Origin of the sequence: Pseudovibrio sp. Ad5, assembly GCF_001623095.1 — a bacterium.
GTDB lineage: Bacteria > Pseudomonadota > Alphaproteobacteria > Rhizobiales > Stappiaceae > Pseudovibrio.
In genome coordinates this window covers 148,282-169,485 of the sequence record NZ_LMCH01000059.1, presented here as the reverse complement: position 1 = coordinate 169,485, position 21,204 = coordinate 148,282, and the positions used below count along the sequence as shown (strand labels likewise).

At 52.8% G+C, this 21,204-nt stretch carries 27 protein-coding genes; 11 read left to right on the top strand and 16 right to left on the bottom strand.

Going from position 1 to position 21,204, the window contains the following annotated elements; all coding sequences use genetic code 11:
- The first annotated feature begins 9 nt into the window (after positions 1-9).
- Complete coding sequence (locus PsAD5_RS17110) at positions 10-918, top strand: DMT family transporter (RefSeq protein WP_063292956.1); 909 nt, start codon at positions 10-12, stop codon at positions 916-918.
- 6 nt (positions 919-924) lie between these two features.
- On the opposite strand, the gene PsAD5_RS17105 is transcribed toward PsAD5_RS17110, so the two are convergent.
- Both PsAD5_RS17105 and PsAD5_RS17100 read right to left on the bottom strand, forming a co-directional pair.
- Entirely contained in the window at positions 925-1,890 is a 966-nt protein-coding gene (locus tag PsAD5_RS17105) for a D-2-hydroxyacid dehydrogenase (protein WP_063292955.1), read from the bottom strand.
- 4 nt (positions 1,891-1,894) lie between these two features.
- The gene (locus PsAD5_RS17100) at positions 1,895-2,284 is read right to left on the bottom strand and encodes a winged helix-turn-helix transcriptional regulator (protein WP_057462073.1); all 390 of its coding nucleotides are present in this window, start codon (positions 2,282-2,284) and stop codon (positions 1,895-1,897) included.
- Positions 2,285-2,544: 260 nt separating this feature from the next.
- Here PsAD5_RS17100 and PsAD5_RS17095 point away from each other — a divergent pair, with 260 nt between their 5' ends.
- Complete coding sequence (locus PsAD5_RS17095) at positions 2,545-3,084, top strand: histidine phosphatase family protein (RefSeq protein WP_208981767.1); 540 nt, start codon at positions 2,545-2,547, stop codon at positions 3,082-3,084.
- 11 nt (positions 3,085-3,095) lie between these two features.
- Here PsAD5_RS17095 and PsAD5_RS17090 read toward each other — a convergent pair whose 3' ends face one another.
- The 3 genes from PsAD5_RS17090 to PsAD5_RS17080 all read right to left on the bottom strand — a co-directional run bounded on the left by PsAD5_RS17090 (position 3,096) and on the right by PsAD5_RS17080 (position 5,313).
- Entirely contained in the window at positions 3,096-3,944 is an 849-nt protein-coding gene (locus PsAD5_RS17090) for an NAD-dependent epimerase/dehydratase family protein (RefSeq protein WP_063292953.1), read from the bottom strand.
- 18 nt (positions 3,945-3,962) lie between these two features.
- Positions 3,963-4,400 (bottom strand): DMT family transporter, encoded by a 438-nt coding sequence (locus tag PsAD5_RS17085; RefSeq protein WP_082596634.1) that lies wholly within the window; start codon positions 4,398-4,400, stop codon positions 3,963-3,965.
- A gap of 94 nt (positions 4,401-4,494) precedes the next feature.
- The gene (locus PsAD5_RS17080) at positions 4,495-5,313 is read right to left on the bottom strand and encodes a TerC family protein (RefSeq protein WP_063292952.1); all 819 of its coding nucleotides are present in this window, start codon (positions 5,311-5,313) and stop codon (positions 4,495-4,497) included.
- A gap of 348 nt (positions 5,314-5,661) precedes the next feature.
- On the opposite strand from PsAD5_RS17080, the gene PsAD5_RS17075 reads away from it, so the two are divergent.
- Positions 5,662-6,162: an AAA family ATPase gene (locus PsAD5_RS17075; RefSeq protein WP_063292951.1), complete on the top strand. Its 501-nt coding sequence runs from the start codon at positions 5,662-5,664 to the stop codon at positions 6,160-6,162.
- 110 nt (positions 6,163-6,272) lie between these two features.
- Here the strand turns inward: PsAD5_RS17075 and PsAD5_RS17070 are convergent, their stop codons facing one another.
- Complete coding sequence (locus tag PsAD5_RS17070) at positions 6,273-6,890, bottom strand: flavodoxin family protein (RefSeq protein WP_063292950.1); 618 nt, start codon at positions 6,888-6,890, stop codon at positions 6,273-6,275.
- 99 nt (positions 6,891-6,989) lie between these two features.
- Between PsAD5_RS17070 and PsAD5_RS17065 the strand changes: the two genes are divergently transcribed.
- Together PsAD5_RS17065 and PsAD5_RS17060 are read left to right on the top strand one after the other, a co-directional pair.
- Positions 6,990-7,898 carry a LysR family transcriptional regulator gene (locus PsAD5_RS17065; protein ID WP_208988668.1) on the top strand — a complete coding sequence of 303 codons (909 nt, stop codon included), beginning with the start codon at positions 6,990-6,992 and terminating at the stop codon, positions 7,896-7,898.
- A gap of 101 nt (positions 7,899-7,999) precedes the next feature.
- Positions 8,000-8,608, top strand: a complete 609-nt coding sequence (locus PsAD5_RS17060; protein WP_063292948.1) for a hypothetical protein — start codon at positions 8,000-8,002, stop codon at positions 8,606-8,608.
- 67 nt (positions 8,609-8,675) lie between these two features.
- Here PsAD5_RS17060 and PsAD5_RS17055 read toward each other — a convergent pair whose 3' ends face one another.
- Complete coding sequence (locus PsAD5_RS17055) at positions 8,676-9,335, bottom strand: helix-turn-helix domain-containing protein (protein WP_208988666.1); 660 nt, start codon at positions 9,333-9,335, stop codon at positions 8,676-8,678.
- 148 nt (positions 9,336-9,483) lie between these two features.
- Here PsAD5_RS17055 and PsAD5_RS28675 point away from each other — a divergent pair, with 148 nt between their 5' ends.
- The 3 genes from PsAD5_RS28675 (at position 9,484) to PsAD5_RS17040 (ending at position 12,499) form a co-directional block, all read left to right on the top strand.
- A complete protein-coding gene (locus tag PsAD5_RS28675; RefSeq protein WP_275078132.1) occupies positions 9,484-9,606 on the top strand; it encodes a hypothetical protein in 123 nt (40 codons plus the stop codon).
- Between the two features lie 36 nt (positions 9,607-9,642).
- On the top strand, positions 9,643-10,080 hold the full coding sequence (locus PsAD5_RS17045) for a DUF488 domain-containing protein (RefSeq protein WP_063293087.1): 438 nt from the start codon (positions 9,643-9,645) through the stop codon (positions 10,078-10,080).
- A 199-nt stretch (positions 10,081-10,279) separates the two neighbouring features.
- The gene (locus PsAD5_RS17040; RefSeq protein WP_084405991.1) at positions 10,280-12,499 is read left to right on the top strand and encodes a TonB-dependent receptor domain-containing protein; all 2,220 of its coding nucleotides are present in this window, start codon (positions 10,280-10,282) and stop codon (positions 12,497-12,499) included.
- A 41-nt stretch (positions 12,500-12,540) separates the two neighbouring features.
- On the opposite strand, the gene PsAD5_RS17035 is transcribed toward PsAD5_RS17040, so the two are convergent.
- The 3 genes from PsAD5_RS17035 to PsAD5_RS17025 form a co-directional block, all read right to left on the bottom strand.
- Entirely contained in the window at positions 12,541-14,136 is a 1,596-nt protein-coding gene (locus PsAD5_RS17035) for an ABC-F family ATP-binding cassette domain-containing protein (protein ID WP_063292945.1), read from the bottom strand.
- A gap of 137 nt (positions 14,137-14,273) precedes the next feature.
- Complete coding sequence (locus PsAD5_RS17030) at positions 14,274-15,488, bottom strand: MFS transporter (RefSeq protein WP_057462290.1); 1,215 nt, start codon at positions 15,486-15,488, stop codon at positions 14,274-14,276.
- Positions 15,489-15,671: 183 nt separating this feature from the next.
- Positions 15,672-15,992 (bottom strand): DUF1330 domain-containing protein, encoded by a 321-nt coding sequence (locus PsAD5_RS17025; protein WP_063292944.1) that lies wholly within the window; start codon positions 15,990-15,992, stop codon positions 15,672-15,674.
- A gap of 237 nt (positions 15,993-16,229) precedes the next feature.
- Here PsAD5_RS17025 and PsAD5_RS17020 point away from each other — a divergent pair, with 237 nt between their 5' ends.
- The 3 genes from PsAD5_RS17020 (at position 16,230) to PsAD5_RS17010 (ending at position 17,484) form a co-directional block, all read left to right on the top strand.
- On the top strand, positions 16,230-16,583 hold the full coding sequence (locus PsAD5_RS17020) for a hypothetical protein (protein ID WP_063292943.1): 354 nt from the start codon (positions 16,230-16,232) through the stop codon (positions 16,581-16,583).
- Between the two features lie 53 nt (positions 16,584-16,636).
- A complete protein-coding gene (locus PsAD5_RS17015; protein ID WP_057462293.1) occupies positions 16,637-17,107 on the top strand; it encodes a DUF411 domain-containing protein in 471 nt (156 codons plus the stop codon).
- Positions 17,108-17,256: 149 nt separating this feature from the next.
- Complete coding sequence (locus tag PsAD5_RS17010; protein WP_057462294.1) at positions 17,257-17,484, top strand: hexameric tyrosine-coordinated heme protein; 228 nt, start codon at positions 17,257-17,259, stop codon at positions 17,482-17,484.
- A 62-nt stretch (positions 17,485-17,546) separates the two neighbouring features.
- Here the strand turns inward: PsAD5_RS17010 and PsAD5_RS17005 are convergent, their stop codons facing one another.
- The 6 genes from PsAD5_RS17005 to PsAD5_RS16985 all read right to left on the bottom strand — a co-directional run bounded on the left by PsAD5_RS17005 (position 17,547) and on the right by PsAD5_RS16985 (position 21,057).
- On the bottom strand, positions 17,547-17,933 hold the full coding sequence (locus PsAD5_RS17005) for a VOC family protein (RefSeq protein WP_063292942.1): 387 nt from the start codon (positions 17,931-17,933) through the stop codon (positions 17,547-17,549).
- Between the two features lie 169 nt (positions 17,934-18,102).
- Complete coding sequence (locus PsAD5_RS28340; protein WP_208988664.1) at positions 18,103-18,438, bottom strand: MBL fold metallo-hydrolase; 336 nt, start codon at positions 18,436-18,438, stop codon at positions 18,103-18,105.
- Positions 18,422-19,039, bottom strand: coding sequence for an MBL fold metallo-hydrolase (locus PsAD5_RS28335; RefSeq protein ID WP_208988662.1), 618 nt, complete (start codon positions 19,037-19,039; stop codon positions 18,422-18,424). The genes PsAD5_RS28340 and PsAD5_RS28335 overlap by 17 nt, the downstream gene beginning before the upstream one ends.
- A gap of 39 nt (positions 19,040-19,078) precedes the next feature.
- Positions 19,079-19,654 carry a hypothetical protein gene (locus PsAD5_RS16995; RefSeq protein WP_063292941.1) on the bottom strand — a complete coding sequence of 192 codons (576 nt, stop codon included), beginning with the start codon at positions 19,652-19,654 and terminating at the stop codon, positions 19,079-19,081.
- A gap of 74 nt (positions 19,655-19,728) precedes the next feature.
- Positions 19,729-20,499, bottom strand: a complete 771-nt coding sequence (locus PsAD5_RS16990) for an SDR family oxidoreductase (RefSeq protein ID WP_063292940.1) — start codon at positions 20,497-20,499, stop codon at positions 19,729-19,731.
- A gap of 156 nt (positions 20,500-20,655) precedes the next feature.
- A complete protein-coding gene (locus PsAD5_RS16985) occupies positions 20,656-21,057 on the bottom strand; it encodes a nuclear transport factor 2 family protein (protein ID WP_063292939.1) in 402 nt (133 codons plus the stop codon).
- Between the last annotated feature and the right edge of the window lie 147 nt (positions 21,058-21,204).

Below are 21,204 nucleotides of genomic sequence, written 5' to 3'. Positions count from 1 at the left end.
TAAATCAAAATGGAACTCTGGATTCCAATCACCATTGCAGCGGCGTTTAGCCAGAACCTGCGGTCGGCACTGCAAAAGCACCTAAAAGGCAAAATTGGAACCACAGGAGCCACGTTTATTCGTTTCGGCTTTGGCTTCCCTATTGCGGTGTTTTACCTTGCTGTGATCCTCAAGCTAACAGGAGAATCCGTTCCCGATGTGGGGACAACATTCTACTGGGCTGCTGCGTTTGGCGGTTTGGCGCAGATAATTGCCACCTTCCTGCTCGTACACCTGTTCTCTTACCGCAATTTTGCTGTCGGTACGGCCTATTCCAAAACTGAGCCGGTTCAGGCGGCACTCTTTGGCTTTATCTTGCTGGGAGAGCAACTGACACCGCTAGGCATGGGCGCGATTGCGCTAGGGATCATCGGGGTGTTGTTCATCAGCTTTGGGAAGCAACGTCCAACAGGGGCTATGGTGCTGTCCACTCTGGTTGGGAAACCAGCATTGATTGGTCTGGCATCGGCAGCGTTCTTTGGGGCATCCGCCGCGTTCTACCGCACAGCTTCGCTTTCCGTTGAGGCTGACTCTTTCTTGCTGCAGGCGGCGTTTACGCTGGTGTGTGTGACAGCGTTTCAGACCGTTGTTATGGGCAGCTGGATGACCGTGACCTGTCCTGCAGAGTTACGCGCAGCAATCCGGAACTGGCGCTTGTCCGGCCTAGTTGGGCTTGCAGGTATTGCCGGGTCCATCGGCTGGTTTACGGCAATGACATTGCAGCAAGTGGCGTATGTGCGTGCACTGGCTCAGATTGAGCTGGTGTTTACGCTGGCTGCATCATGGATGTTCTTTCGCGAGAAGATTACGCCGATTGAGCTGGCAGGGTGCGTGCTTGTTACCCTTGGTGGGGTAGGCATCGTCATGGCTGCCAGCTAAGAGGCTTTAACTGCCTGTTCGGCCAACAGCGTTGGTTGGCGTGCCCTTTTGGAAGCTTTCCATGTGAGAGATCAGCTGGTCCCATAGGGTTTGCATGGCTTCCTCTGATGCCCAGGCCACATGCGGGGTTACAATCACGTTCGGGCGCTCCAGAATGCTGAGAAGGGGATTATCCTCCTGCGGTGGTTCTGTGGTCAGCACGTCAAATCCCGCTGCCGCGATCTGGCCGTTGTTGAGCGCCTTCACGAGAGCAGCTTCATCCACCAGTCCACCACGAGACGTGTTGATGAGGATCGGCTTTTGATGCATCGCCTCAAACTCAGGCGTGGAGATGATACCGCGTGTTTCTGGAGTTAGCGGCGTGTGCAGGGAGATGACATCACTGCTGGTGATCACCTCTTGCCAGGCGGTGTAGCCAGAGCGGACATCTGTTGCTCCCTTGCGCCCGGCAAATACAACGTCCATACCCAGAGCTTCGCCGATCCGCGCGGTGCCCTTGCCCAATGTACCTGAGCCAATGATGCCCAGGCGCGAGCCGGACAGATCTTTGATCGGGTGGTTGAAGAAGCAGAATTTGCCTGACTTCTGCCATTCGCCATTGACCACGTCCTCGCGGTATCCCACCAGCGAACGACGCAGAGCGAAGATGAGAGCGAAGGCATGTTCCGGAACGGTATTGACCGCGTAACCGCGCACATTGGACACCACGATGCCCAGCTCGTCACAGGTCGCGATGTCCACCTTGTCGTAGCCTGTTGCTGCAATGCAGATCAGCTTCAGGTCTGGCAGCTGCTTCAGCACATCGGCGGAAAGAGGCACCTTGTTGGTGATGCAGATCTGAACCCCGTGCAGCTTCTCCAGCACTTCCTCAGGAGAGGTGTTGTCATGTTCCACCCAGTCATGCGGAAAGGTTGGTTTGGAGATGTGGACGCTCGGTCCAATAGTGCTGCGGTCCAGAAAAGCAATCTTCATATGGTTACCCTGAAAATGTTGGAAGCAATGCGTCAAAGATGGAGGATGGTTCGGCACTCTCATCATCCACGCCATTGCGGGCCTGCCCCCAATCGCTCAGGGCGTTGAGAACCGGAATAAGCGATAAACCGTCTTTGGTCAGCGAATATTCCACGCGCACGGGCACTTCAGCAAACACCTCACGGCGAACGATGAAGTGTTCTTCCAGTTCTCGAAGAGAACGGGTGAGCATCCTGTCGGAGGCGCCGGGCATCAGTTTTTTCAACTCGGAAAAACGCTTGGAACCGGTTACGAGATGGTAGAGCAGGATCGGTTTCCACTTGCCGCCGATGATTGCTACGGTGGTGGCGACTGCTTCTATTGAGCCGATATGAGCTGCACTGTCACTTGTCATTTTTGCTTACACGCTTGTTCGTATCACTCGTGATGCGGGTAGGACGCACACTTACAGGTGCTATATCAGCTTTTAATCAAAATCAAACGAAGTTTCAGTGAGCTAGAGCTGAATAAGCTCAGCCTAACAGTTAGCCTTGCGTAAGGCTTGAGCCCTCTCAAAACGCTCTGGACACGCCTTCAGGTTCCCGCCAATATCTGTAGCTTCGATTTATATGATTTGAGTTGGATGGTCTTTTGGCGAGATACCCGGAAATTTTCGTGCTTCGGCATGGTCAAACAGAATGGAACGTAGCGGGCAGATTTCAGGGGCACCAGAATTCTCCACTCACAGAGAAGGGCAAGGAGCAAGCTCTGCTGCAAAGCAAGCTTCTCTCACGTGTTGACGCCCTGCCGTCTACTGCGTTCGTTAGCCCTCAGCCCCGCGCAGTGCACACGGCGCAGTTGGCACTGGGGCCAGAGATTGAGCAGAAGCTGGATGACCGGCTGAAGGAGATCCACTTGGGCGCCTGGGAAGGTCTGAAGAGGCAGGAAGTGAAGAACCTAGTCGGAGATGGCTACGAGAGTGGTCTCTGGTACTTCGCGAGTCCGCAAGGCGAAGACTTCGAAGCGATTTCAGGACGCGTCCAGAACTTTCTGGAGGAGCTGACTGAGCCTGCCATTGTAGTTACACACGGCATGACTTCCATCATTTTACGCGGGCTCTATATGGGCCTCAACATACTGGAACTCCTGCAGCTCTCCTGTAAACAGGGCTGTATCTATCACCTTTCCGAGGGGGCTGAGCAGGTGCTGGTGTAAGGGCGTATCTATCAGACAGCGTTAAGCGTGGCAGCGAAATTAAAGCTGTCGTGCTTGCTCTCCCAGTTCAGCTCTTGCTTCGCATAACTGGCGTCGTAAACACGGTCGATCGACTTGGGCAATGTCCAGCCTTGTGATTGAAATAGTTTTACAATCGCGGGGGATCGCCGGGCGATAACGGCAGGCGCGTCTATCTTCAACTCCTCCGCATCTTCAAGCAGGAAGGGCGTTTGTCCGGAGATGATGAAGCGATCAAAATCTTTTCCGTCATCAGTGAGTGTAGCCACGTGCGCTGCGACAACGTCGTGTTTGTCGATACCTCTGTGGAGCCGATAGGCGACCATCAGGGCGGAATCTTCCGGAAAGCATCGTGACATGCGCAGGGCTCTCACCTTGAACGTATCGCTTGCCAGTGGTGCCAAATGGTTTTCGGCTTCTAATTTGGTGCGGTGATAGATCGTGCGTGGCTGTGGTTCTATCTGCTCTGTGATCCAGGCTGCTTTGTCTGCAAGCGTGTTGGCCTGACCGTAAAGAGCTGTGGTGCTGGTGAAAATGAAACGCTGAACACCTTCCGCACGCGCCATGTGAGCCAGCGCAACTGTACCCTTTACATTGATCCGGCGAAATTCATCCTCCGAGAACACGCCTACATGCGGTGCATGGAGAGCGGCTGAGTGGATCACCGCGAACGCGCCCTGACAGAGGTGCTGCATCGTCTTTGCATCTGAGATGTCAGCAATGTGTGCTGTTGTTGGTGCCGCGACGCGATCTATGCCGATAACTTCATAAGATGGCTTGAGAGCTAAGACGATCTCGCTGCCAATGCGACCAGAACTTCCTGTGACAATGACCTTCTGCATTTCTGAGGCTCCTGAGACTTACCGCACCATCAAATAAGCGCCGGAGATCAGCAGCATGGCGGCGAGGGCGCGGCTGAGGTCTATGGAGCGGATGGGCAGGTTGAAGAGGCCGAAGTGGTCGATGACCATGCCAGCCATTAATTGCCCGACGATGATGAGCAGCACAGCTGATGTTGCGCCCAACTTTGGCAGGGTCTGCGTGATGGTGAGATAGAGAATGAGGCCAAAGACACCGCTAGCCAGCATGTACCACGGAATGGTGCGCCACTCGCTGATCTGCTCACCCTTGCGCGCAAACAGCAGGGCAAGCGAAGCGATTAATCCGCCTGCATGAATGATGACACTGGCGGCAGCTCCGCCAACGCGTTGGCCCATAATACCGCCCATAGGCGCTTGCAGGCCAACGGCGACACCGCCGAGCAGACCGATAAAGCAAATTGCGAGTAATTCCAGCACAGACAGAGATCCGATTCTTGTAGAGATTAGAGCAGCTAATCCCCTCTGTATCGGTCTCCACCTGCTCTGCCTATGCAGAAATGCTGATCAAACCCTATAGGTTCGCTAAACTGCCGAAGCGGGTTGCTTGCCTGTTTTCCACCCGGCCCGGCCTTGAAGGCTTGGTCAGGTACCGGATGTTGGACTTCCGGCGTGCCTGAACAGCCTTTATCTTCTTGCTCAGCTGAATGTGGACGATCTCCAACAGCAAACCAAAGGCCATCGCAAAGTAGACATAGCCCTTGTTGATGTGGATCTCGAAGCCCTCAGTCATGAGAAGACCACCGAGCAAAATAAGGAACAGCAGGGCCAGCGCTTTCAGGCCCGGGTGCTTTGTGACGAGCTGGTTGATTGCGCCAGCTGTCAGCACCATGACAACAGCAGATGCCAGAATTGCCGCGACCATGATTGGCAAATCATCCGTCAAACCAACAGCGGTGATCACCGAGTCCATGGAGAACACGGCGTCCATCGCCACGATTTGCAGCAGCACGACCGTCATGCCGTTTGCCAGGTGAGGCGCGTGCTCGGTATCACTCGCCACCAACAGGTGTTTCAACTCTGCCACGCTCTTGGCCAGCAGGAATGCGCCGCCGCCAATTAGGATCAGGTCACGACCGCTGATATCAACGGTGCTGACCTGAAACAGCGAGTAGGTGAGGGACATCACCCAACTGATGGAGAACACAAGACCCACACGAGCAAGCACGGCCAGTCCGATACCAAGGTTTCGGGCAATCGTGCGTTGGTGTGCGGGAAGGCGCTCACACAGAACCGAAATGAACACGACGTTATCAACGCCCAAAATCAGCTCTAGTCCAAACAGGGTAAGAAAGATTAGCCAAACCTGAGGCTCAAGGAGAAGCTCTATCATTGGTAAGGCTCCCTGATCAGAACCTCACCGGTGATCGGTCGACAACCAGAAGCGTCGTCCATTGTTTTTTGTACCTCGACAAAGGAAGATAGCCGTATCCGCTGGCATTGGGGGCTATCACCTTATGCTTCACTTGCCAGCGGCAGGCATTTTGACGGAAATCTATTCACTCATAAATAGGTGTAAATACTTATTTTATGAGATGTGATGCATGTAAAGGCTTCGCATAAATGGCAGAAATGCCTAAGATTTTTATGGATTCGGGGTGCTATGTCACATTGTGCAACCTGAGGTGAATATGAGTATGATAGATCTATAATTTTGGAATAGATTTTTACGGAGGTAATTATGACTGCTCAGGAAACAAAGCTGCTTCTGGTATGCGGAAAGATTGCCTCTGGTAAATCCACTCTTCTCACACATTTGGTGAATGATCATCATGCTGTGCTGATCAGCGAAGATCATTGGAACGCGACGCTCTTTCCCGATGAGTTGAATACGCTGGAGGACTACGTGAAGTATTCTGCCCGCGTGAAAAAAGCGCTTGGCCCGCACATTGTGGGTCTGCTGCAGCACGGTGTTTCTGTTGCGTTGGACTTTCAGGCCAACACGATGCGGGATCGCAAGTGGATGAAGAGCTTGTTTGAGGCTGCTAATGTCGCCCACGAGCTGCATTATCTCTCCGTGCCTGATGAGGTATGTAAGGAACGCCTTTGGGTCCGTAATGAGGCAGGCGAGCATCAGTTTACGGTCAGTGAAGCTCAGTTTGAGCAGTTCACCAAATACTTTCAGGCGCCAACCGTTGATGAAGGTTTCAATGTCATCCTGCACGACTTTCAGGCCGCCTGACGAAAAAGGCCCCTCGGCAAAGAGGGGCCAGTTTTGCAAAAGTCGTTGAGACAACAGTTTATGCTGCTTGGCGTTTTTGTAGGGTCGACTTTTACGTTGTCAGTAAAGCCTTAAGCCGTTGCTTCCAGCTCTTGTGGTTGAGTGGCCGGAGCCTTGCCCCAGCGCAGGGATGCTTCCGCAATGCGCTTGCCAAAGGATTCTGCCGTGCGATGGTCTGCATTTGGTGGCGCTACATCTGGCCCTTCATCCACGTTAGCTTGTGCCATCATGCCCAGATAAGAACCGAGGCGGTTGATGTCTTCAACGGAGCCAGCACTGGAGTTATTACCTGCCATATCGTTGGCGCCAACCCAAATCATACCCTGCTGAGCTGCAAAGACAGACATCTGCACGAGAGTAGTCATCTTATCGCCAGACTGTGAAGCCGATACCGTGAAGCCAGCCGCCAGCTTATTTTGCCAACCACGGTCAAACCAGACCTTGGAGGTTTCATCCATGAACATCTTAAAGGGACCGCTGACAGAGCCCAGATAGGTTGGTGAACCGAAAATGATGGCATCAGCGTTGTTCAAAATGGCAAAGTCGCCTTTTAAACCAGTGACATCGACCAGCACACCATCTGCGTTTTCAATTGAATTGATGCCATTGACGACAGACTTCGCCAGCGTTTCGGTGTGACCAAAACCAGAGTGGTAGGCAACAGCGACAGAAACTCTCTTATCCTGCATATTTTGTTCCTTTGAAATTGAGAGTGTGCGTTCTGCCGATACATGAGGGGCTGGCTTAATGAATACAAATGCATTAATTCAATAAGAACTATGCAGAAAATGAATTATTTAGGTCTTGATGGCCGCGCCCTGATGATGTTGAAGCTGATCCATGAAAGCGGATCAGTGACGCAGGCTGCGCAGATGATGGGCGTGAACCAGTCCACCGTCAGCCATGGATTAGAACGGGTGCGGGGGCTTTTGGGAGACCCGCTGTTCGTCAAAGCAGGCCGCAACGTGGTGCCGACAAAGCGTATGGATGCTCTGATGCCCATGGTGGAAGAGCTGCTGCAAACGCTGGCGTTGATCGGTGAACCGTCAAAGTTTGATCCGTCCACCGCAACCAACCGCTTTGTGATCGACTGCCGTGATGAAGACCATAACCTGCTGATCCCCTCAGTAATCAAGCGCTTACGGCAGGAGGCTCCTGGTGTAACTCTCCGTTGTCGCCTGTCTCATCGTCACGAGGTCGCCTCTCTGGTGGATGGCGATGCCGATTTGCTGTTCACCCCGCTGCCACCACCAGACTCCCATGAGTTTGTTGCGCAAACGCTGTTTGATGATGAGTTTGTGGTGTTCTACGATCCTAAAACGCGAGATGCTCCGGACACGCTGGAAAAATATGTCGCGGCACCGCATGCCAACATGCTGGTAACCGCTGACGAAGTGACATTCATTGACCGTGCATTGGCTGAGTTGGGCCTCAAGCGGCAGACGGTCTATTCTGCCCCCAGCTTCAACGCCCTTGCTGCGACACTGCCAGGTACAGACCTGATTGCAACCATGCCCCGCAAACTGATCTGCGGTGGCATAAAATCCGGCCTCGCCTCCTGCAAGTGCCCAGCCCCTGTCGTCGACGTTGGCATCAGCGCCATCTGGCACATCCGCAACCGAACCTCTCCCGCCCACAAATGGTTCCGCGATCTCGTGGTATCGGAAGCACAAGCACGGTTTGGGGGTTGGCATTAATCTACACCTATTAATTGAGTAAATTTACGAGTTCAGCTTGGGGTATGCTCTGGGTGCTTTCTTCAGCCATGATGATTTTGAGTTAAATTGAAAGTACTCTGATGTTGGTTGGAATGTTAAAAAAGCAATCTATTCTTGGATTATTATTATTGGGCGCTTGTACTACGACTAGCGGTGGCCCTAACGAAGTAACGGAAAACATAAAAGCCATTGCAGAAATAAACAAAGAATTGAAAGCTGGCAAAGGCATAGTGTTTACAGATTTGCATTACGGCTCGCGTCGGTGCAGGCTGCCTATCTTGTTTTTCCAGAGTAAAAGGACAAACACAGTTTATAAGTTTAGCGATGGTGAGGCGGTTTTATTTAAGAGTTTACTATCCAGACCAGGCTATAAAGCGCTTCCAGCTGGAGATTATTGGATTAGTAGGATAATTTGTGAAGAACAATACTCAATAAATTTTGGTGGGCTTCTCTCTGGTGGATACATACCAGCATCATCTAAGCAGCTTTCTCAACGTGCGCCAAGCTTTACAGTTAGCGCAAATGAGATCAGTCATATCGGAACTATACAGCTCGTAACTCGCGAAAAGGGCGGATATTTCTCCGACGAAAAAGTAACGGTGGAACTGGTGCCTACAAAAAAATATGCGATTAAACAGATGAAAACGAAGCTTCCGTCTCTTGTAGCAAATATGACTTATAATCAGTAAATTATAAATATGATCGACAAAAGCCTCGGTAAATACCGAGGCTTTTGCTTCATAAATTACAGGGTTCTTACTCTCTCTCGCCATTCTTCCGAAATGTTCCCGGCCCCATGCCAAAGCGTTTTTTGAAGAGTTTGGAGAAGGAGGGGAGGGAGTTGTAGCCGCAGCGGGTGGCGATTTCATCGCTGCTGAGGTTGGTGTCAGTCAGTAGGCTGCGCGCGCGCATCAAGCGCCAGTCTCGCACATACTCCATGGGTGATTTGCCCACGCGCCGAATGAAATGGCGGGCGAAACTGGCGCGCGACATGCCTGCAACTTCGGCTAGGCTGGTGACTTGCCAGTTCTGCTCGGGTGCGCGGTGGATCTGGGTGATTGCGCGCGCGAGGGACTTGTCAGCAAGCGCCGCGATAAAGCCTGTCTGTGCATCTTCGCTGGGTTGGGCGTTGAGCGTTCGCGTACTCTGAATGGCGATTGTTTCAATCAATCGGTTTAAAATGGCATTAGAGCCTTGCCCGTTAAAGTTTGCTTCCAGGGCTATGAGTTTGAGCGTTGCTGCTAACCAAGGCTCCGAGCCCAGATCCTGCAAGCGTAGCCGTAGGGAAGACGGTAGGCTGGAGAGGATCGGATGGTCAAGCTCCTCATCAAACTGACAAAATCCGCAGAGCAGAGAGGTTGTTGCAGGCCCTTCACCTACTTGGAGACAGCCATCTTGCAGAGCCCTGCCAGCCAACAAATCTCCTATTCCAACTGCTCAACCCAAAGGCCTGGGCTGTGGCGCTGATTGTAACTGTTTCCTACACCAGTGCTGAGAACTACATGACCAGCTTGATGTTGCTGATTGCGGTCTTTGCTGTGGTGAACATTCCCAGCATCAGCATATGGCGCTTTCTGGTTCAGCCCTGCGAACTCTGCTGGCAAAAGGCAATCGCATTGCTCTGTTCAACGTGAGCATGGCCCTGCTTTTGATCACCAGCATGGCGCCTGCATTGCGGATGAACTAAAACAGACTTGCTTGGCTGAGAGATAAAGTGATTGATATGACCCTGACAACAATCGGTTTCACCAAAACAACAGCAGAGAACTTCTTTGGCCGCTTGCAAAGTGCGGGCGTCAAGAAGGTGATTGATGTGCGCCTCAATAACACTTCTCAGCTGGCTGGTTTTGCCAAGTCTAATGATCTGGCCTTCTTCCTGGAGGCCATTGGCGGTATCGGCTATGAGCACGAGCCATTGCTGGCACCGGATCAGGATATGTTCAAAGCCTTCAAGAAAGAGAAGGGCGACTGGACCATCTTCAAAGACCGCTTCATGGGCCTGCTCTCCCAGCGCAAGGTGGAGGGCAAGTTCAAGGCAGATATGTTCGAAGGCGCCTGCCTCCTCTGCTCCGAACACCTCCCCCACCAATGCCACCGCTCCCTCGTCGCCAACTACCTCAACAGCCGCTGGGGCGGAGCACTGAAGGTGACGCACCTTTGACTTCGGGGAAGCTGATTGGTTTCAGATTTCGTGAGTGCGTCAATTATCGCAGAACTGTAGGAATCGATTTCTACCACTTGCAAGTGTTGAGAAATATTTATCCAAAACTCCAAAAATAAAACTTGATTATATACCTCATGTTTTATAGTTAGAGGCCAGCCGCAAGCCAATCTCTCTTTCTATAAACATCGGTAATATAATGAAGTTCTCTCCGAGACCGGAGCAGGCTTGCAGTACCCTAGTGCTTGTCGCCTGCGCTTTTTCACTATCTGTGCAATCTGCTCAAGCTCAATCCAATAAATCGAAAGAAGGCGAAGATACCGACGCGCTGGACCCGATTGTTGTGACCGGGTCTACAGACAACAAGGACACTATTGCGCAGTCCGAAATCACAAGTGACCTGATTGACCGCACTCAGTCCGCGACGATTCCTGGCTTGCTCTCCAGCCTCCCTGGTATTGAGTTGATCGGCAACAGCCGTGTTCTCGGGCAATCCATCAACATTATGGGTTTTGGTGACACAGAAGATATTGAAATCACCATTGATGGCGCTCAAAAGTCCTTTGAGAAATACCAGCAGGGATCGGTCTTTATCGATCCTGAACTGCTTAAGGTCATAGATCTCACCAAGGGTACTTTATCCGCTGAAAAGTATGGTGCATTCGGAGGCTCTGTTGAGATGACAACTAAGAGCGCTTCGGACATGTTGCGTGATGGCCAGTCGTATGGCGCTTTTGCGAAAGTCGGCTTTGCTTCCAACGGCAATGAACTCGTAAAATCAGCTGCCACCTATGCCCGCTCGGAGGAGCAAGGCTTTGAAGTGTTGGTTGCTGGAACGCACCGAACCAACGACGACTACTCAGTTGCAGGTAATGACGAAGATCTGACGCTTTCTGCGGGTAGCATGTTGACTGGGCACTTCAAAGCAAGCCTGGAGCGTGAGGACCACTTCTTTGAGTTAAGTGGCATACATTCTTACAGCGATGACTACAAACCATGGGCTGCCAGACGTGGTTTGATTACGGCTTCGCAGTGGTCTTTGAATAAGTATGGCTCTTTGGAAGAATACCTGAAAACTCAGGCTGTTGACCGTGAGATGAAGGATACTTCATTGAGCGGGACTTATGAATATAACCCAGACAGCGATCTTATTGATTTGGCGTTCAAGGCTTCTTACTCCAAGACAGCCCAGCATGACACACGTCGGGTACCCGTCTCTGATCCGGACTATAGCGCAGGCCTTTATGTCGGGGGTGATGACAGCACACTGGACTATTCCATCTACAAACTGGACCTTCAAAACACCTCCGCCTTTAATTGGGGTGACTTTGAAAATACGCTGAAATATGGCGTGCAAATGCGCCACGAAATTCGCGACAGTATGGCTTTTAAGAAGAGTTATGTCGGGCGGCCTGAGTACAATGATGGGCACTTGCAGGCTTATAATATTCCGAGTGGAACGCAGACAATTTGGTCTGCCTGGGGTGAATACACGATTGGCTTTGCTGGATTAGAACTGACGCCGGGGCTGCGTTATGACTACATTCATTCCAAAGGTGAAGCCAACCTTGCACCTAAATATAACAATCCAGAGATGAACCATGATTACGGTACTGTAGAGCGCTTTGGATTCTCTCCTAGCATCAGTGCAGTTTACTCTCTGACACCTAACATCAAACTCTTTGGTGACTATGCTTATAAGCTTCGTGCCCCACTGGTTGATGAGTTCTATGATGTTGGCAGCTCACGTGCGACGGCAACGCAACTGCAAAATGAGCGTGTTTCTGCCAAACGTATCGGTGTAGCTTCAACCTTCAAGAATGTGCTGATACAGAACGACACGATTACTGGTCGTATGGCGATCTATCGCAATGATGTCTCCAACAACATTTATCGATTGTTGAGTGAGAACTCGAGAAGCTACGACGCTCCTGCGCCAACATATGGAAATCTTGCTGGCTACTATACGCAGGGCTTTGAAGCCGAGTTGTATTACGACAGTGAGCGGTTCTTCGGCAGCATTGCGTATTCCAGAATGCAGGGTAAGCATGATGGGACACTTAAAGACGTCAATGCAACCACGGACCAGTACGTTTCTGAAGTTGCTCCAGCAAAGTTGGTCGTCAGCCTGGGCTACAAGGTACCAGAAGCGGACATCACATTTGGCTGGAAGGGCCGTTTTGTCGATGCTCAGGACCGGGTGCCAGATAACTACACCAGCCTGTATCGTCCGAGTAAAGGCTATGCAGTCCATGATGTGTTTCTGACATGGACTCCAAAAGAGGGGCGTTTTGAGGGATTGGAGGCCCGTGCTTCCATTGAGAACATGTTCAACAAAAACTACCGCCCTTATTTTGCTGATGGAGCAGCGCCTGAGAAGGGCGTCAACTTCAAGAGTTCAGTGAGCTACAAGTTCTAAGCGTTTTGAGAGCGGAGGTGATGAGCCTCCGCTTTTTTGTTTCACACCCTCACCGTCTCCCCCAACACCACCTCTCTTGTCACCCCAATACTCTCCAGAAACGTGGCATCGTGGCTTACTAGAAGGAGGGCGCCGTTGTAGGTGGTGAGGGCGGATTCGATGGCCTCAATGGCGGTGAGGTCGAGGTGGTTGGTGGGTTCGTCCAGGATGAGCAGTTTGGGGGGCTGGGCTGCGCCGAGCACGCAAGCGAGGCCGGCGCGCAGCATCATGCCACCGCTGAGGGTTTGGACCTGCTGTGTGGAGGCATCTCCGCGGAAAAGAAAACGGGCGAGGATAGCACGGCAGGTGTTTTCATCCTGCTCCGGGTTCAACACGCGGAAGTTTTCCAGCACCGACAGTTCTGGGTTCAACAGGCTAACACTTTGGTCCAACACGCGGGCAGAGGGGTGCAGCTGGCAAGTGCCGGACAGGGGCGGGAGCTTACCTGTCAATGTCTTCAGCAGCGTGGTCTTGCCAGTTCCATTTGCGCCTTTGATGGCAATGCGTTCCGGCCCCGTTATCACGAGTGAAAAATCGTGAAGCAAAGGCTGATCTTTCTCATAGCCCACGCTCAGGCCCTCAGTTGTTAGCACCCGCTGGCCGCTGGCAATACCAGAGGAGGCGATGCTGATGCTGAGCTGTTCCAGAACCTCGATCTTTTCGCGGGCGGCTTTGGAGTGCTGTTCCGCCTCCTCGCGCAGTCGGGATGCTTGATTAGCGTTCTCTCCAAGGCTGTTTTCAGCCTTGTTGCGCATGGCGTTGAGAAGGATCTTGGGCTGGTCGCGCTTGGCGCGGGCGCGTTGGCCAGCTCCATCCTTGCGAGCTTTGCGCTCGGCAACGCTCTGGATCTTGCGGTTCAGGTCGCCAATACGCTTTTCAGCAGATGCCAGATCTTGCTCAGCGGCAGCCAGTTCCTGTGCTTTTTGCGCTTTGTAGAAGCTGTAGTTGCCGCCAAACACGGAGGCACCCAGTGTGGTCAGTTCTACAATGCAGTCCATCTGCTCCAGCAAGGCACGGTCATGGCTGACGATGATCGCACCCTTGCGCCACTTGGCGAGGAAGGTGCCTAGAGCCTGCCGCCCATCTGCATCCAAATTGTTGGTAGGCTCGTCCAGCAGCAGAAAATCTGCATCATGAAACTGAAGTGCCGCCAACCTGCAACGGGTGATCTGCCCACCGGAGAGAGCGGAGAGTGGGTGATCAGTGGAAATTTCTAGCCCCATCTGGGCGAGGGCCGCTTCCATGCGACTTTCCAGCGTCCAGTCTGCGTGAGCCAACTCGTCCATACTGGCAGTTCCTGCCTCAGCCTTTTGCAGGACGCGCAGAGCTTCGGTGATGCCAAACAGGTCTGCAAGTGTTTCTTCTGGTCCGCTTTGCAGCTGCTGCTTTAGCAAGCCGACGGACCCTTGCACGGAAACTGAGCCGGAAGCAGGTGTCAGCGCACCGCTGATGAGGTTCAGCAGTGTTGTTTTGCCAGTGCCGTTGCGGCCAATCAGGCCAGTGCGGTGTTGAGCAAACTGAAGGTTGAGATCAGAAAAAAGTGCAGTACCGTCAGGACGTGCGCAAGACAGATGATTGAGTGAGATAGATAAAGGCATGGTGATGAACTCTTACAGAAACAGGGCAGGTTGAATGTGTTGTCCTGTTCTTGTTCATCGCTTTATCTCCTCGCGTTTTGATCGGGCCAGAGATTATGCGGTTTGCACGGGAAGTCAAGGCACATACAGCTTGCCCGTCATTGCCCCGCATCCTGTGTTGCTTTTGCCTCACTCCGCCGTGCGCTTAGCGCAAGCAACAGGAGGAGGGAGATGAAGAGCACCACAACGCCGGGAATGATGGAGGCGCTGGACAGGCTGAGGGTGGTGATCAACACGCCAGTTATAAGGCTGCCAACAGGAGCACCGCCTTCATCACCCAGATACATGACGCTGAGCACGCGGGATTTGTGGGTTGAGGGCGCCTGCTCCTGCAAGATGATGCGGCTCATGTTGAGGCAGATACCGCCGCCAACGCCCCAAAAGAAGATGCTGCCAAGAAAAGCCCAGTAAGGTGGAGACATCGCCCAAAACAGCAGTGCAAAGCCGCCCATGCTGTAACCCACAACAAGCAGTGGGACTGGATTTCTGATTGCTCCCAGTTTGAGGAGCAAGCCGCTGGAGCATGCGCCGCCAACCATGAAAACAGCGAAGGCAAACGCAAAGTCAAAGCCTGTGGCGTGATAGGTATCCCGTAACATAAGCGGCACCAGAACGGCATAGGGACCGCCCAGTATGAGGCCGGCTGAACTCATCAGAAACACCGGCAATCTTAGGGTTTTGGAAAACAACACCAAAGCCAGTCCCTCACGAATTTCGCTAAGGATGCTGGGTCTTTCTTTTGCCGCAAGTGCTGGCGTGTCTGGCAAACGCAGGCTTGTTATAATGCCAACCAGAAAGAGCGTGCTGGAGATGGCAAGCAGCGGTGCAACACCAACCCACTCCACACTGCTGGCAAGTGCAAAGCCTGCCAGCGTGACGAGGTAGAGCATCCCTACGGAAAGCGTCACGCTGCGCCCGATGAGCATGGATGATATGTGGTTGAGCATGCCATCCAGCGTAGGCTGAACGAATGCCAGTGTGGTGCCAGAGAGCAGCGCAAAGAGGATCAGGCCTTCAAACCCGACAAAGCCGAAATGAAGCAGCACAGTCAACGCTATTACGGGGACCGCATTGGCGATGTGCAGCAAAACAAGCAGCTTGCGCTTGTTCAGACGGTCAGCGACGGCCCCGGCAAACAGCAGCACAAACAGGTTGGGCAGCATAGAAGCCGTCATTGCATAGCTCACCCGTTCCGGGCTCTCAGCAAGGTAGACAGTTACAAGGTAGGGAAACAGCACGCCCAGCATGGCACGGGGGAACTGAAAGCTGGTGAGGCTGAGTTGATAAAACAGGATGGGGCGTGAAACAGACATCAATAAAATCTCTAAGAAACAATCTTTGAAGCCTATCGGCAGATCATGGCCCTGTCTGCTAAACCCAGCGTTTCTGCGAAATAAAGCACGTCTGTTGCCCGTACAGCACGCTTTGCGTGAAGGCTGGCGCTCTGCCGTATCCTGGGGAGACAGAGCGCCCTAATGCCTTTGGGGGGATGTGATTTAGATGCTGGATTCCACAGCAATCGTGAAGTTTGGCGGGATTACGTCTGTGCGAAGGTGTTTGATTGCCTGGTATTCAGGGGAGTTCCAGAGCGTCTTGAGGGCTTCCATACTTGGGAACCGGAAAAGCGTCAGTTGCGCGTTTGTGTTCCATACGCCTTCCAGATGTTTAAAAGGCTGATCGGGTCCGCCAAAGATGATGCATTCCCCACCTGCAGCTTCAAATAGTGGAACGGCTTTTTCGCCATATGCGTCGATTGAGCCATGATCTTTTGGCATAAAGCTGCTGGCAACAAGGTAGGCGGCTTTTGGTTCACTCATGTCAGTACTCCAGTTTAGTCAGGTGAGGCAAAAGCGCAAAATTACGCCAATTGGGGGGAACAGCCTCAGCCCGCTTGTGATGAGATGACACTCAAGTACTTCCTCAAGTTAAGTTGAGGTCAAGCGTTTTTTCGGGAGAAATGAAAAATCTGGTGCGCATAAATGTCACGCTGTCCTACGCAGGAGATTACAACAGTTTAACTTGAAACTGCCGTAATGTGCCCTTAGGTTGCAGCCATGTTTCGTGTGCTGATCATATTATTGACGCTGTTCGTCACCACGCCCTATGCCATGAGCATGCAGGGCGAAATGGCGTCTAACAGTGCAGCACAAAAGCTCGCTCTGGTTGAGCAGAATGCAGCTGCCATGGAGCATATGATCTCTGATAAATCATCTTGTTGCTGCTGTGAAACAGAGACAGCCATGGCAACAGGTATGACTGCCTGTATGGCGACGCTTGGGCTGCTGGATCAGACCAATGCAATCTCTCCTTTATACCGCAGCTCCAGCATGTCTGTGCCGGTTTTGCTACCGGTGTACTCTGCTCAAATCAGCGGTATAGACAGGCCTCCAATCCATTCAGCTGTTTAGACCTCAAGACTCTAACTGACTGAAATAAATAATAAACTGGATTGGATAGACTCATGATCTCCAAAACTAATCTGTTTGCTGGTGTGTTCTCTGCTGTTCTTGGTGCAAGCGCTTTAATGCTGCCTGCGCATGCTGAAGGTGAAAAGGACGTAACGCTTTACAAATCTCCGAGTTGCGGGTGTTGCACAGCTTGGGGGGATGCGCTTGAAGATGCGGGCTTCAATGTGACTGTGAAGAAGACGGATGATCTTTACCGCGTCAAACAACAGGTGGGTGTGCCTGAAAATCTGGAAGCGTGCCATACCGCTATCGTGGATGGATATGTGATTGAAGGGCACGTGCCGCTGGATGCTGTAAACCGCATGTTGACGGAGCGTCCGGACATCAAAGGCCTCTCAGTTCCGGGCATGCCAATGGGTTCTCTGGGCATGGGTGAACCGGATGAGGACACTCAGTACACCGTTTTTGCGCTACCTAAGGTGACTGGCGGAAAGCCTGCCGTTTACCAGAAGGTCGGCAACTAATCTTTTGCGACTACAGGCAGGAGCGGCGTGCTTCTGCCTGTTTCTATGACGGCACCCCTCCTACAAATCCCAATGGAAATTGGGGAGATTGCGCTTGTCTCTCGCCTGTTTGACTCTTCCAAAATCGCCAAATCAAAAGGATGCGAATTATGGATGAGAATTGGCTCCCAACGCTGCAAACAGCCAACCCGCAAGAGGGCTATGAGCTTGCAGTCAAACTGTCCCGTATGGCTATCAAATTTATGCAGCCGGATGCCGAAGTCCGCTCTGCCATGCGCTTGATGTATGAATATGATTCAGAGTCTCTGATAGCAGCTTCACAAACCATTGCTGAGCACTTCAGCACTGTTGCAGCGGCCAACAACTACTGGAAATAAGCTCAGCTTTCTGCGCTGAAACACATCCCCGATGGCCCTAAGGTTTTCGGGGAGATGCTCTGTCACGCTTCCACGAGGGCCGGGGATTTCAGCTCACACAGGTTTCCATCCGGATCGGTAAAGGCTGCGATTGTGCCCCAGTCGAATGACTGCGGCTGAACATCCAGTCCGTTAGCGTTCAGGAGCTCAATGGCTGTGTCCATGTCGTCTGTGTTGAACCGCAGGACACTCGAGTTCTGTCTGCGCGGTTTTTGCGTGGGGCTGCCGTGCCCGCCGCGCTCAACCATAAGATAGCTGCCACCAAAGCGAAGATTGACCAGATCCGGCGTGCGTTCAATAGCTTGCAGGCCCAGAGTGTGCTCATAGAACTGCACGCAGAGCTCAAAGTTCTCCGTAAACAGGATCACGCCAAACTCTGCTGTCAGCTCAGAAATGCTGGTGGGTTTCATCTCAAAATCACCTTGCTCAAATGACTTGTCAGCGCATGATGCGCCTGAAAATACAGGCGGTCATGCTAAGCCAGCTGATAATCCTGAGCAAGAAAACCGATTGCACACCGCTTGAAGAGGTGCGTGCAACCGGCTGAACTGCTGCCAAAGTGAGGCGCGACCCAAGCGATTAGCTCAGGGGCTTGAAGATGAAGCCATCGCCGTCCTGCGTGACATGGCCCATGCCGGGATAGCTCAGGTGTGTGGCTGCCAGTGGGGTGCCGCTTTCTGCAAGGCGAGTGAGCAGGTCCCTGCGTGTTTTGATGGCTTGCTGCGGATCGATGTCGAGACCGTATGTGATTTCAGGGTTCCTGAACTGCAAAACCTCCGAGATGATGGCGTCGCCGATGATCCAGAGTTCCTTGCCGCCACCAGCAATGCGCAGACCGCTGTGTCCTGGTGTGTGGCCAGGAAGTGGCACAAGCACCAGTCCGTCCCCCAAGTCTGTTTCACCTTGATAGGTCATAACGCGATCTTTGATAGGTCATAACGCGATCTTTGATAGGCGCTGCGATCGCTTGGGCGACTTCGACGAGAGGTTTCATTTCATCTGGAACGCGTTCTGCCAATGCCGGGTCTGTCCAGAAGGTCCATTCAGCCTCTGCCATATGGATTTTTGCATTGCTGAAACCACCGGCATTTGGACCCAGCAATCCACCAATATGATCAGCGTGCATGTGGGTGATGACGATATCTGTGATTTCATCCTGCTTGATGCCCTGTGCGGCGAGCAAGGCATCCAACTTGCCTACATTTGGGTCTGTCTCCGCAAAAACGACACCTGACCCCGTATCAACCAGCACCAGCCGTTTTCCCGCACGGATCAGCCAGACATTAGCGCCAACAACAACAGGATCGCCTGCTGTTGCGAGGATTTCCGCATTCGCATTGCCAAACCAGTTGTTGGGCAGGTTGAAGTAACCATCTGAGAAGGTGGAAAGTTCCAGCCCGCCAAGCTTCATGGTGGCCAGCTCACCTGCAAAACTGATGGGTGGCAGCATGGTGCTGGCAGCCGTGGCAGCCAAGGTCAGCATCACGCGCCGGCGGGTCATTGTGTACGGTGTCATTTTGATCTCCTGTTGTCTTGTGGATGAGATGAGTGGGGGTTACGCACGCCAGCTTTCTGAGAAGGCCAGAGCGCCGGTGGTGAAGGGGTGACCATCCAGATCCATAGGCCAGATTTGACCGCGGGCTTGTTGTCCATTGACGGTGAGCACTGCCTTTTCCGCCGGGATCATCACCGCGCTCACGCCATAAGGGCGGAGCGGCAGATCGCTGAGAGTCTCGTCGCTGACGAGCAGAGGCTGGTGCATATCGAACCATGACATCACGATCTCGTCCTCTGCGCTGCGGATGGTCTGGCTCCATGCTTTTTGGGTGTCACCGCTTCGGTCAAACTCGGCGTTGATGGTTGGGATGCTCTGGTCTTTGGTGTCTGGCCCCAGCATGCCCTGCACGGTGGATTGCAGCCAGCGGGTCATCTCCACATTGTCGGTGTAGATGCGCCATTCATCGTTGGTCAGTTCACTCTTGATGAACAGAGCATGGCCTGCCCCTTTGGGGGAATATGTGATGGTCCAGAGACTTGCCTCGGATGTGCGTGGGCCGTCTTTGGTTTCGCTCAGCCAGATGAAAGGATTTTCGCCGTTGAGTATGACAGTGCCGGGATTGACTGATGGCATGATGTAAAACCTTGAGAATGTTGAATGAGAAGCCCACCCCGCTTGCGGGATGGGCGAGCATGTCTAAGCCGCTATCAGGACGCGCGAGGCAGCCTGATCTGGTTCATGCCTCCATCCGCCTGCACATCTGCGCCGCGCATGAAGGAAGACTCTGAGGAGGCGAGGAACACGGCGACGGCTGCCATCTCCTCTGGCTGTCCAACGCGGCCTGCGGCCAGAAGATTGCCAAAGGCTTCGTTTGTGGCCTTCACCTGCTCGTCAGTAAGCCCGCCGTTGGAAAGAGCAGGCGTATCAATCGGGCCGGGGCTGAGAACGTTGATGCGTGCGCCGATCTCATAAAGGTCTGGCGTCAACGTGCGGGCGAGGGAGCGCACCGCAGCTTTGGAGGCGGCATAGGCTGAGTAACCCGCCGTGCCCATTTCGCTGATGCAAGAGCCCACGAGCACCACGGAGGCCTCAGGTGCCAAAAGCGGCAGTGCGTATTGCACGGTGAAGAAAGCGCCTTTGAAGTTGACGTCAAACACACGGTCCAGCTGTTCCGCGCCGGTTTCAATCAGCGGGGTTGCGGGTGCAACACCCGCATTGGCAAAGACAACATCAATTCGGCCATAGACTTCTTTGACTTGCTCAAAGGCTCTGCGTAGAGAAGGCAAATCGGCTACATCACCAACAACACCCATTGCGTTTTTACTAATTTTGGCGACTGCCTGATCCACTTTTGCCTGTGTGCGGGCCAAAATGACGACGTTTGCACCTTCAGCCACAAAGGCCTTAGCGGTGGCAAGCCCTATTCCGCTGTTGCCTCCGGTGATGAAGGCAACTTTGTTTGCCAGACGATTGCTCATAAGAATTCTCCAGTGAGGTTCAAAAAGAAGGCGAAACCGCCATGAGCGCATGCCTTCAGGCTCCGGCGCGACCAGAGAGCGGAGGAACCTCTGCTCCGCCACGGTGTTGACTTAGGGGCGTCCCCTAAGTCGCTCATTGGAAGGGAAGTCTTGCTATCAGCTGTCCAGCGGCTGCATAAAGATTGCTTCGCGCAGCACTTGCCAGCGACCATCTTCAAAGCGCCATTCAATGTTGCAGAGCAGCTTCATTTCTTCGTTGTTCATGCCGCTGTGTTTGCGGGTTAGCACAGAAACGCCGGTGTCACCGAGAATATGGAAATCGTGCCATTCTGCCCATGTGTTCAGCTGGTGCTTGCCTGCTTCAGCCTGTTTGCGGAAGTGCTCGATAAACTCTTGCTTGTTGAAGGTGGTCACGCTGCTGTCTGGCGCAACAAGCGTGGTGTGGAAGTCATCGTGATAGATGGTTTGCAAGGCGTCAATGTCATAGTTGGTGGCGCGGTCGATCAGGTGATCCATTGCTGCGCGGATGCCTTCTGCAGTGTGCGTTGCCTTTGTCATTTTCTTATCTTTCTTCGTCTTTTCACGACCACCAGAGTGTTATCGAGTGTTCCCAGACCTTGTTACGGCTGAGTTAAGTCGGCATATAGGGCAGTGTGTTAGTTGAGTTTTACGAGGTTGGCAGTTACAGAAAACTGCTCAAAAAAC

Excerpts from the sequence above, each read along its gene's own strand:
- PsAD5_RS17110 (WP_063292956.1), top strand. The coding sequence starts at position 10 with ATGGAACTCTGGATTCCAATCACCATTGCAGCGGCGTTTAGCCAGAAC.
- PsAD5_RS17105 (WP_063292955.1), bottom strand. The coding sequence starts at position 1,890 with ATGAAGATTGCTTTTCTGGACCGCAGCACTATTGGACCGAGCGTCCAC.
- PsAD5_RS17100 (WP_057462073.1), bottom strand. The coding sequence starts at position 2,284 with ATGACAAGTGACAGTGCAGCTCATATCGGCTCAATAGAAGCAGTCGCC.
- PsAD5_RS17090 (WP_063292953.1), bottom strand. The coding sequence starts at position 3,944 with ATGCAGAAGGTCATTGTCACAGGAAGTTCTGGTCGCATTGGCAGCGAG.
- PsAD5_RS17080 (WP_063292952.1), bottom strand. The coding sequence starts at position 5,313 with ATGATAGAGCTTCTCCTTGAGCCTCAGGTTTGGCTAATCTTTCTTACC.
- PsAD5_RS17075 (WP_063292951.1), top strand. The coding sequence starts at position 5,662 with ATGACTGCTCAGGAAACAAAGCTGCTTCTGGTATGCGGAAAGATTGCC.
- PsAD5_RS17070 (WP_063292950.1), bottom strand. The coding sequence starts at position 6,890 with ATGCAGGATAAGAGAGTTTCTGTCGCTGTTGCCTACCACTCTGGTTTT.
- PsAD5_RS17065 (WP_208988668.1), top strand. The coding sequence starts at position 6,990 with ATGAATTATTTAGGTCTTGATGGCCGCGCCCTGATGATGTTGAAGCTG.
- PsAD5_RS17060 (WP_063292948.1), top strand. The coding sequence starts at position 8,000 with ATGTTGGTTGGAATGTTAAAAAAGCAATCTATTCTTGGATTATTATTA.
- PsAD5_RS28675 (WP_275078132.1), top strand. The coding sequence starts at position 9,484 with ATGGCGCTTTCTGGTTCAGCCCTGCGAACTCTGCTGGCAAAAGGCAAT.
- PsAD5_RS17045 (WP_063293087.1), top strand. The coding sequence starts at position 9,643 with ATGACCCTGACAACAATCGGTTTCACCAAAACAACAGCAGAGAACTTC.
- PsAD5_RS17040 (WP_084405991.1), top strand. The coding sequence starts at position 10,280 with ATGAAGTTCTCTCCGAGACCGGAGCAGGCTTGCAGTACCCTAGTGCTT.
- PsAD5_RS17035 (WP_063292945.1), bottom strand. The coding sequence starts at position 14,136 with ATGCCTTTATCTATCTCACTCAATCATCTGTCTTGCGCACGTCCTGAC.
- PsAD5_RS17030 (WP_057462290.1), bottom strand. The coding sequence starts at position 15,488 with ATGTCTGTTTCACGCCCCATCCTGTTTTATCAACTCAGCCTCACCAGC.
- PsAD5_RS17025 (WP_063292944.1), bottom strand. The coding sequence starts at position 15,992 with ATGAGTGAACCAAAAGCCGCCTACCTTGTTGCCAGCAGCTTTATGCCA.
- PsAD5_RS17020 (WP_063292943.1), top strand. The coding sequence starts at position 16,230 with ATGTTTCGTGTGCTGATCATATTATTGACGCTGTTCGTCACCACGCCC.
- PsAD5_RS17015 (WP_057462293.1), top strand. The coding sequence starts at position 16,637 with ATGATCTCCAAAACTAATCTGTTTGCTGGTGTGTTCTCTGCTGTTCTT.
- PsAD5_RS17010 (WP_057462294.1), top strand. The coding sequence starts at position 17,257 with ATGGATGAGAATTGGCTCCCAACGCTGCAAACAGCCAACCCGCAAGAG.
- PsAD5_RS17005 (WP_063292942.1), bottom strand. The coding sequence starts at position 17,933 with ATGAAACCCACCAGCATTTCTGAGCTGACAGCAGAGTTTGGCGTGATC.
- PsAD5_RS28340 (WP_208988664.1), bottom strand. The coding sequence starts at position 18,438 with ATGACCTATCAAGGTGAAACAGACTTGGGGGACGGACTGGTGCTTGTG.
- PsAD5_RS28335 (WP_208988662.1), bottom strand. The coding sequence starts at position 19,039 with ATGACACCGTACACAATGACCCGCCGGCGCGTGATGCTGACCTTGGCT.
- PsAD5_RS16995 (WP_063292941.1), bottom strand. The coding sequence starts at position 19,654 with ATGCCATCAGTCAATCCCGGCACTGTCATACTCAACGGCGAAAATCCT.
- PsAD5_RS16990 (WP_063292940.1), bottom strand. The coding sequence starts at position 20,499 with ATGAGCAATCGTCTGGCAAACAAAGTTGCCTTCATCACCGGAGGCAAC.
- PsAD5_RS16985 (WP_063292939.1), bottom strand. The coding sequence starts at position 21,057 with ATGACAAAGGCAACGCACACTGCAGAAGGCATCCGCGCAGCAATGGAT.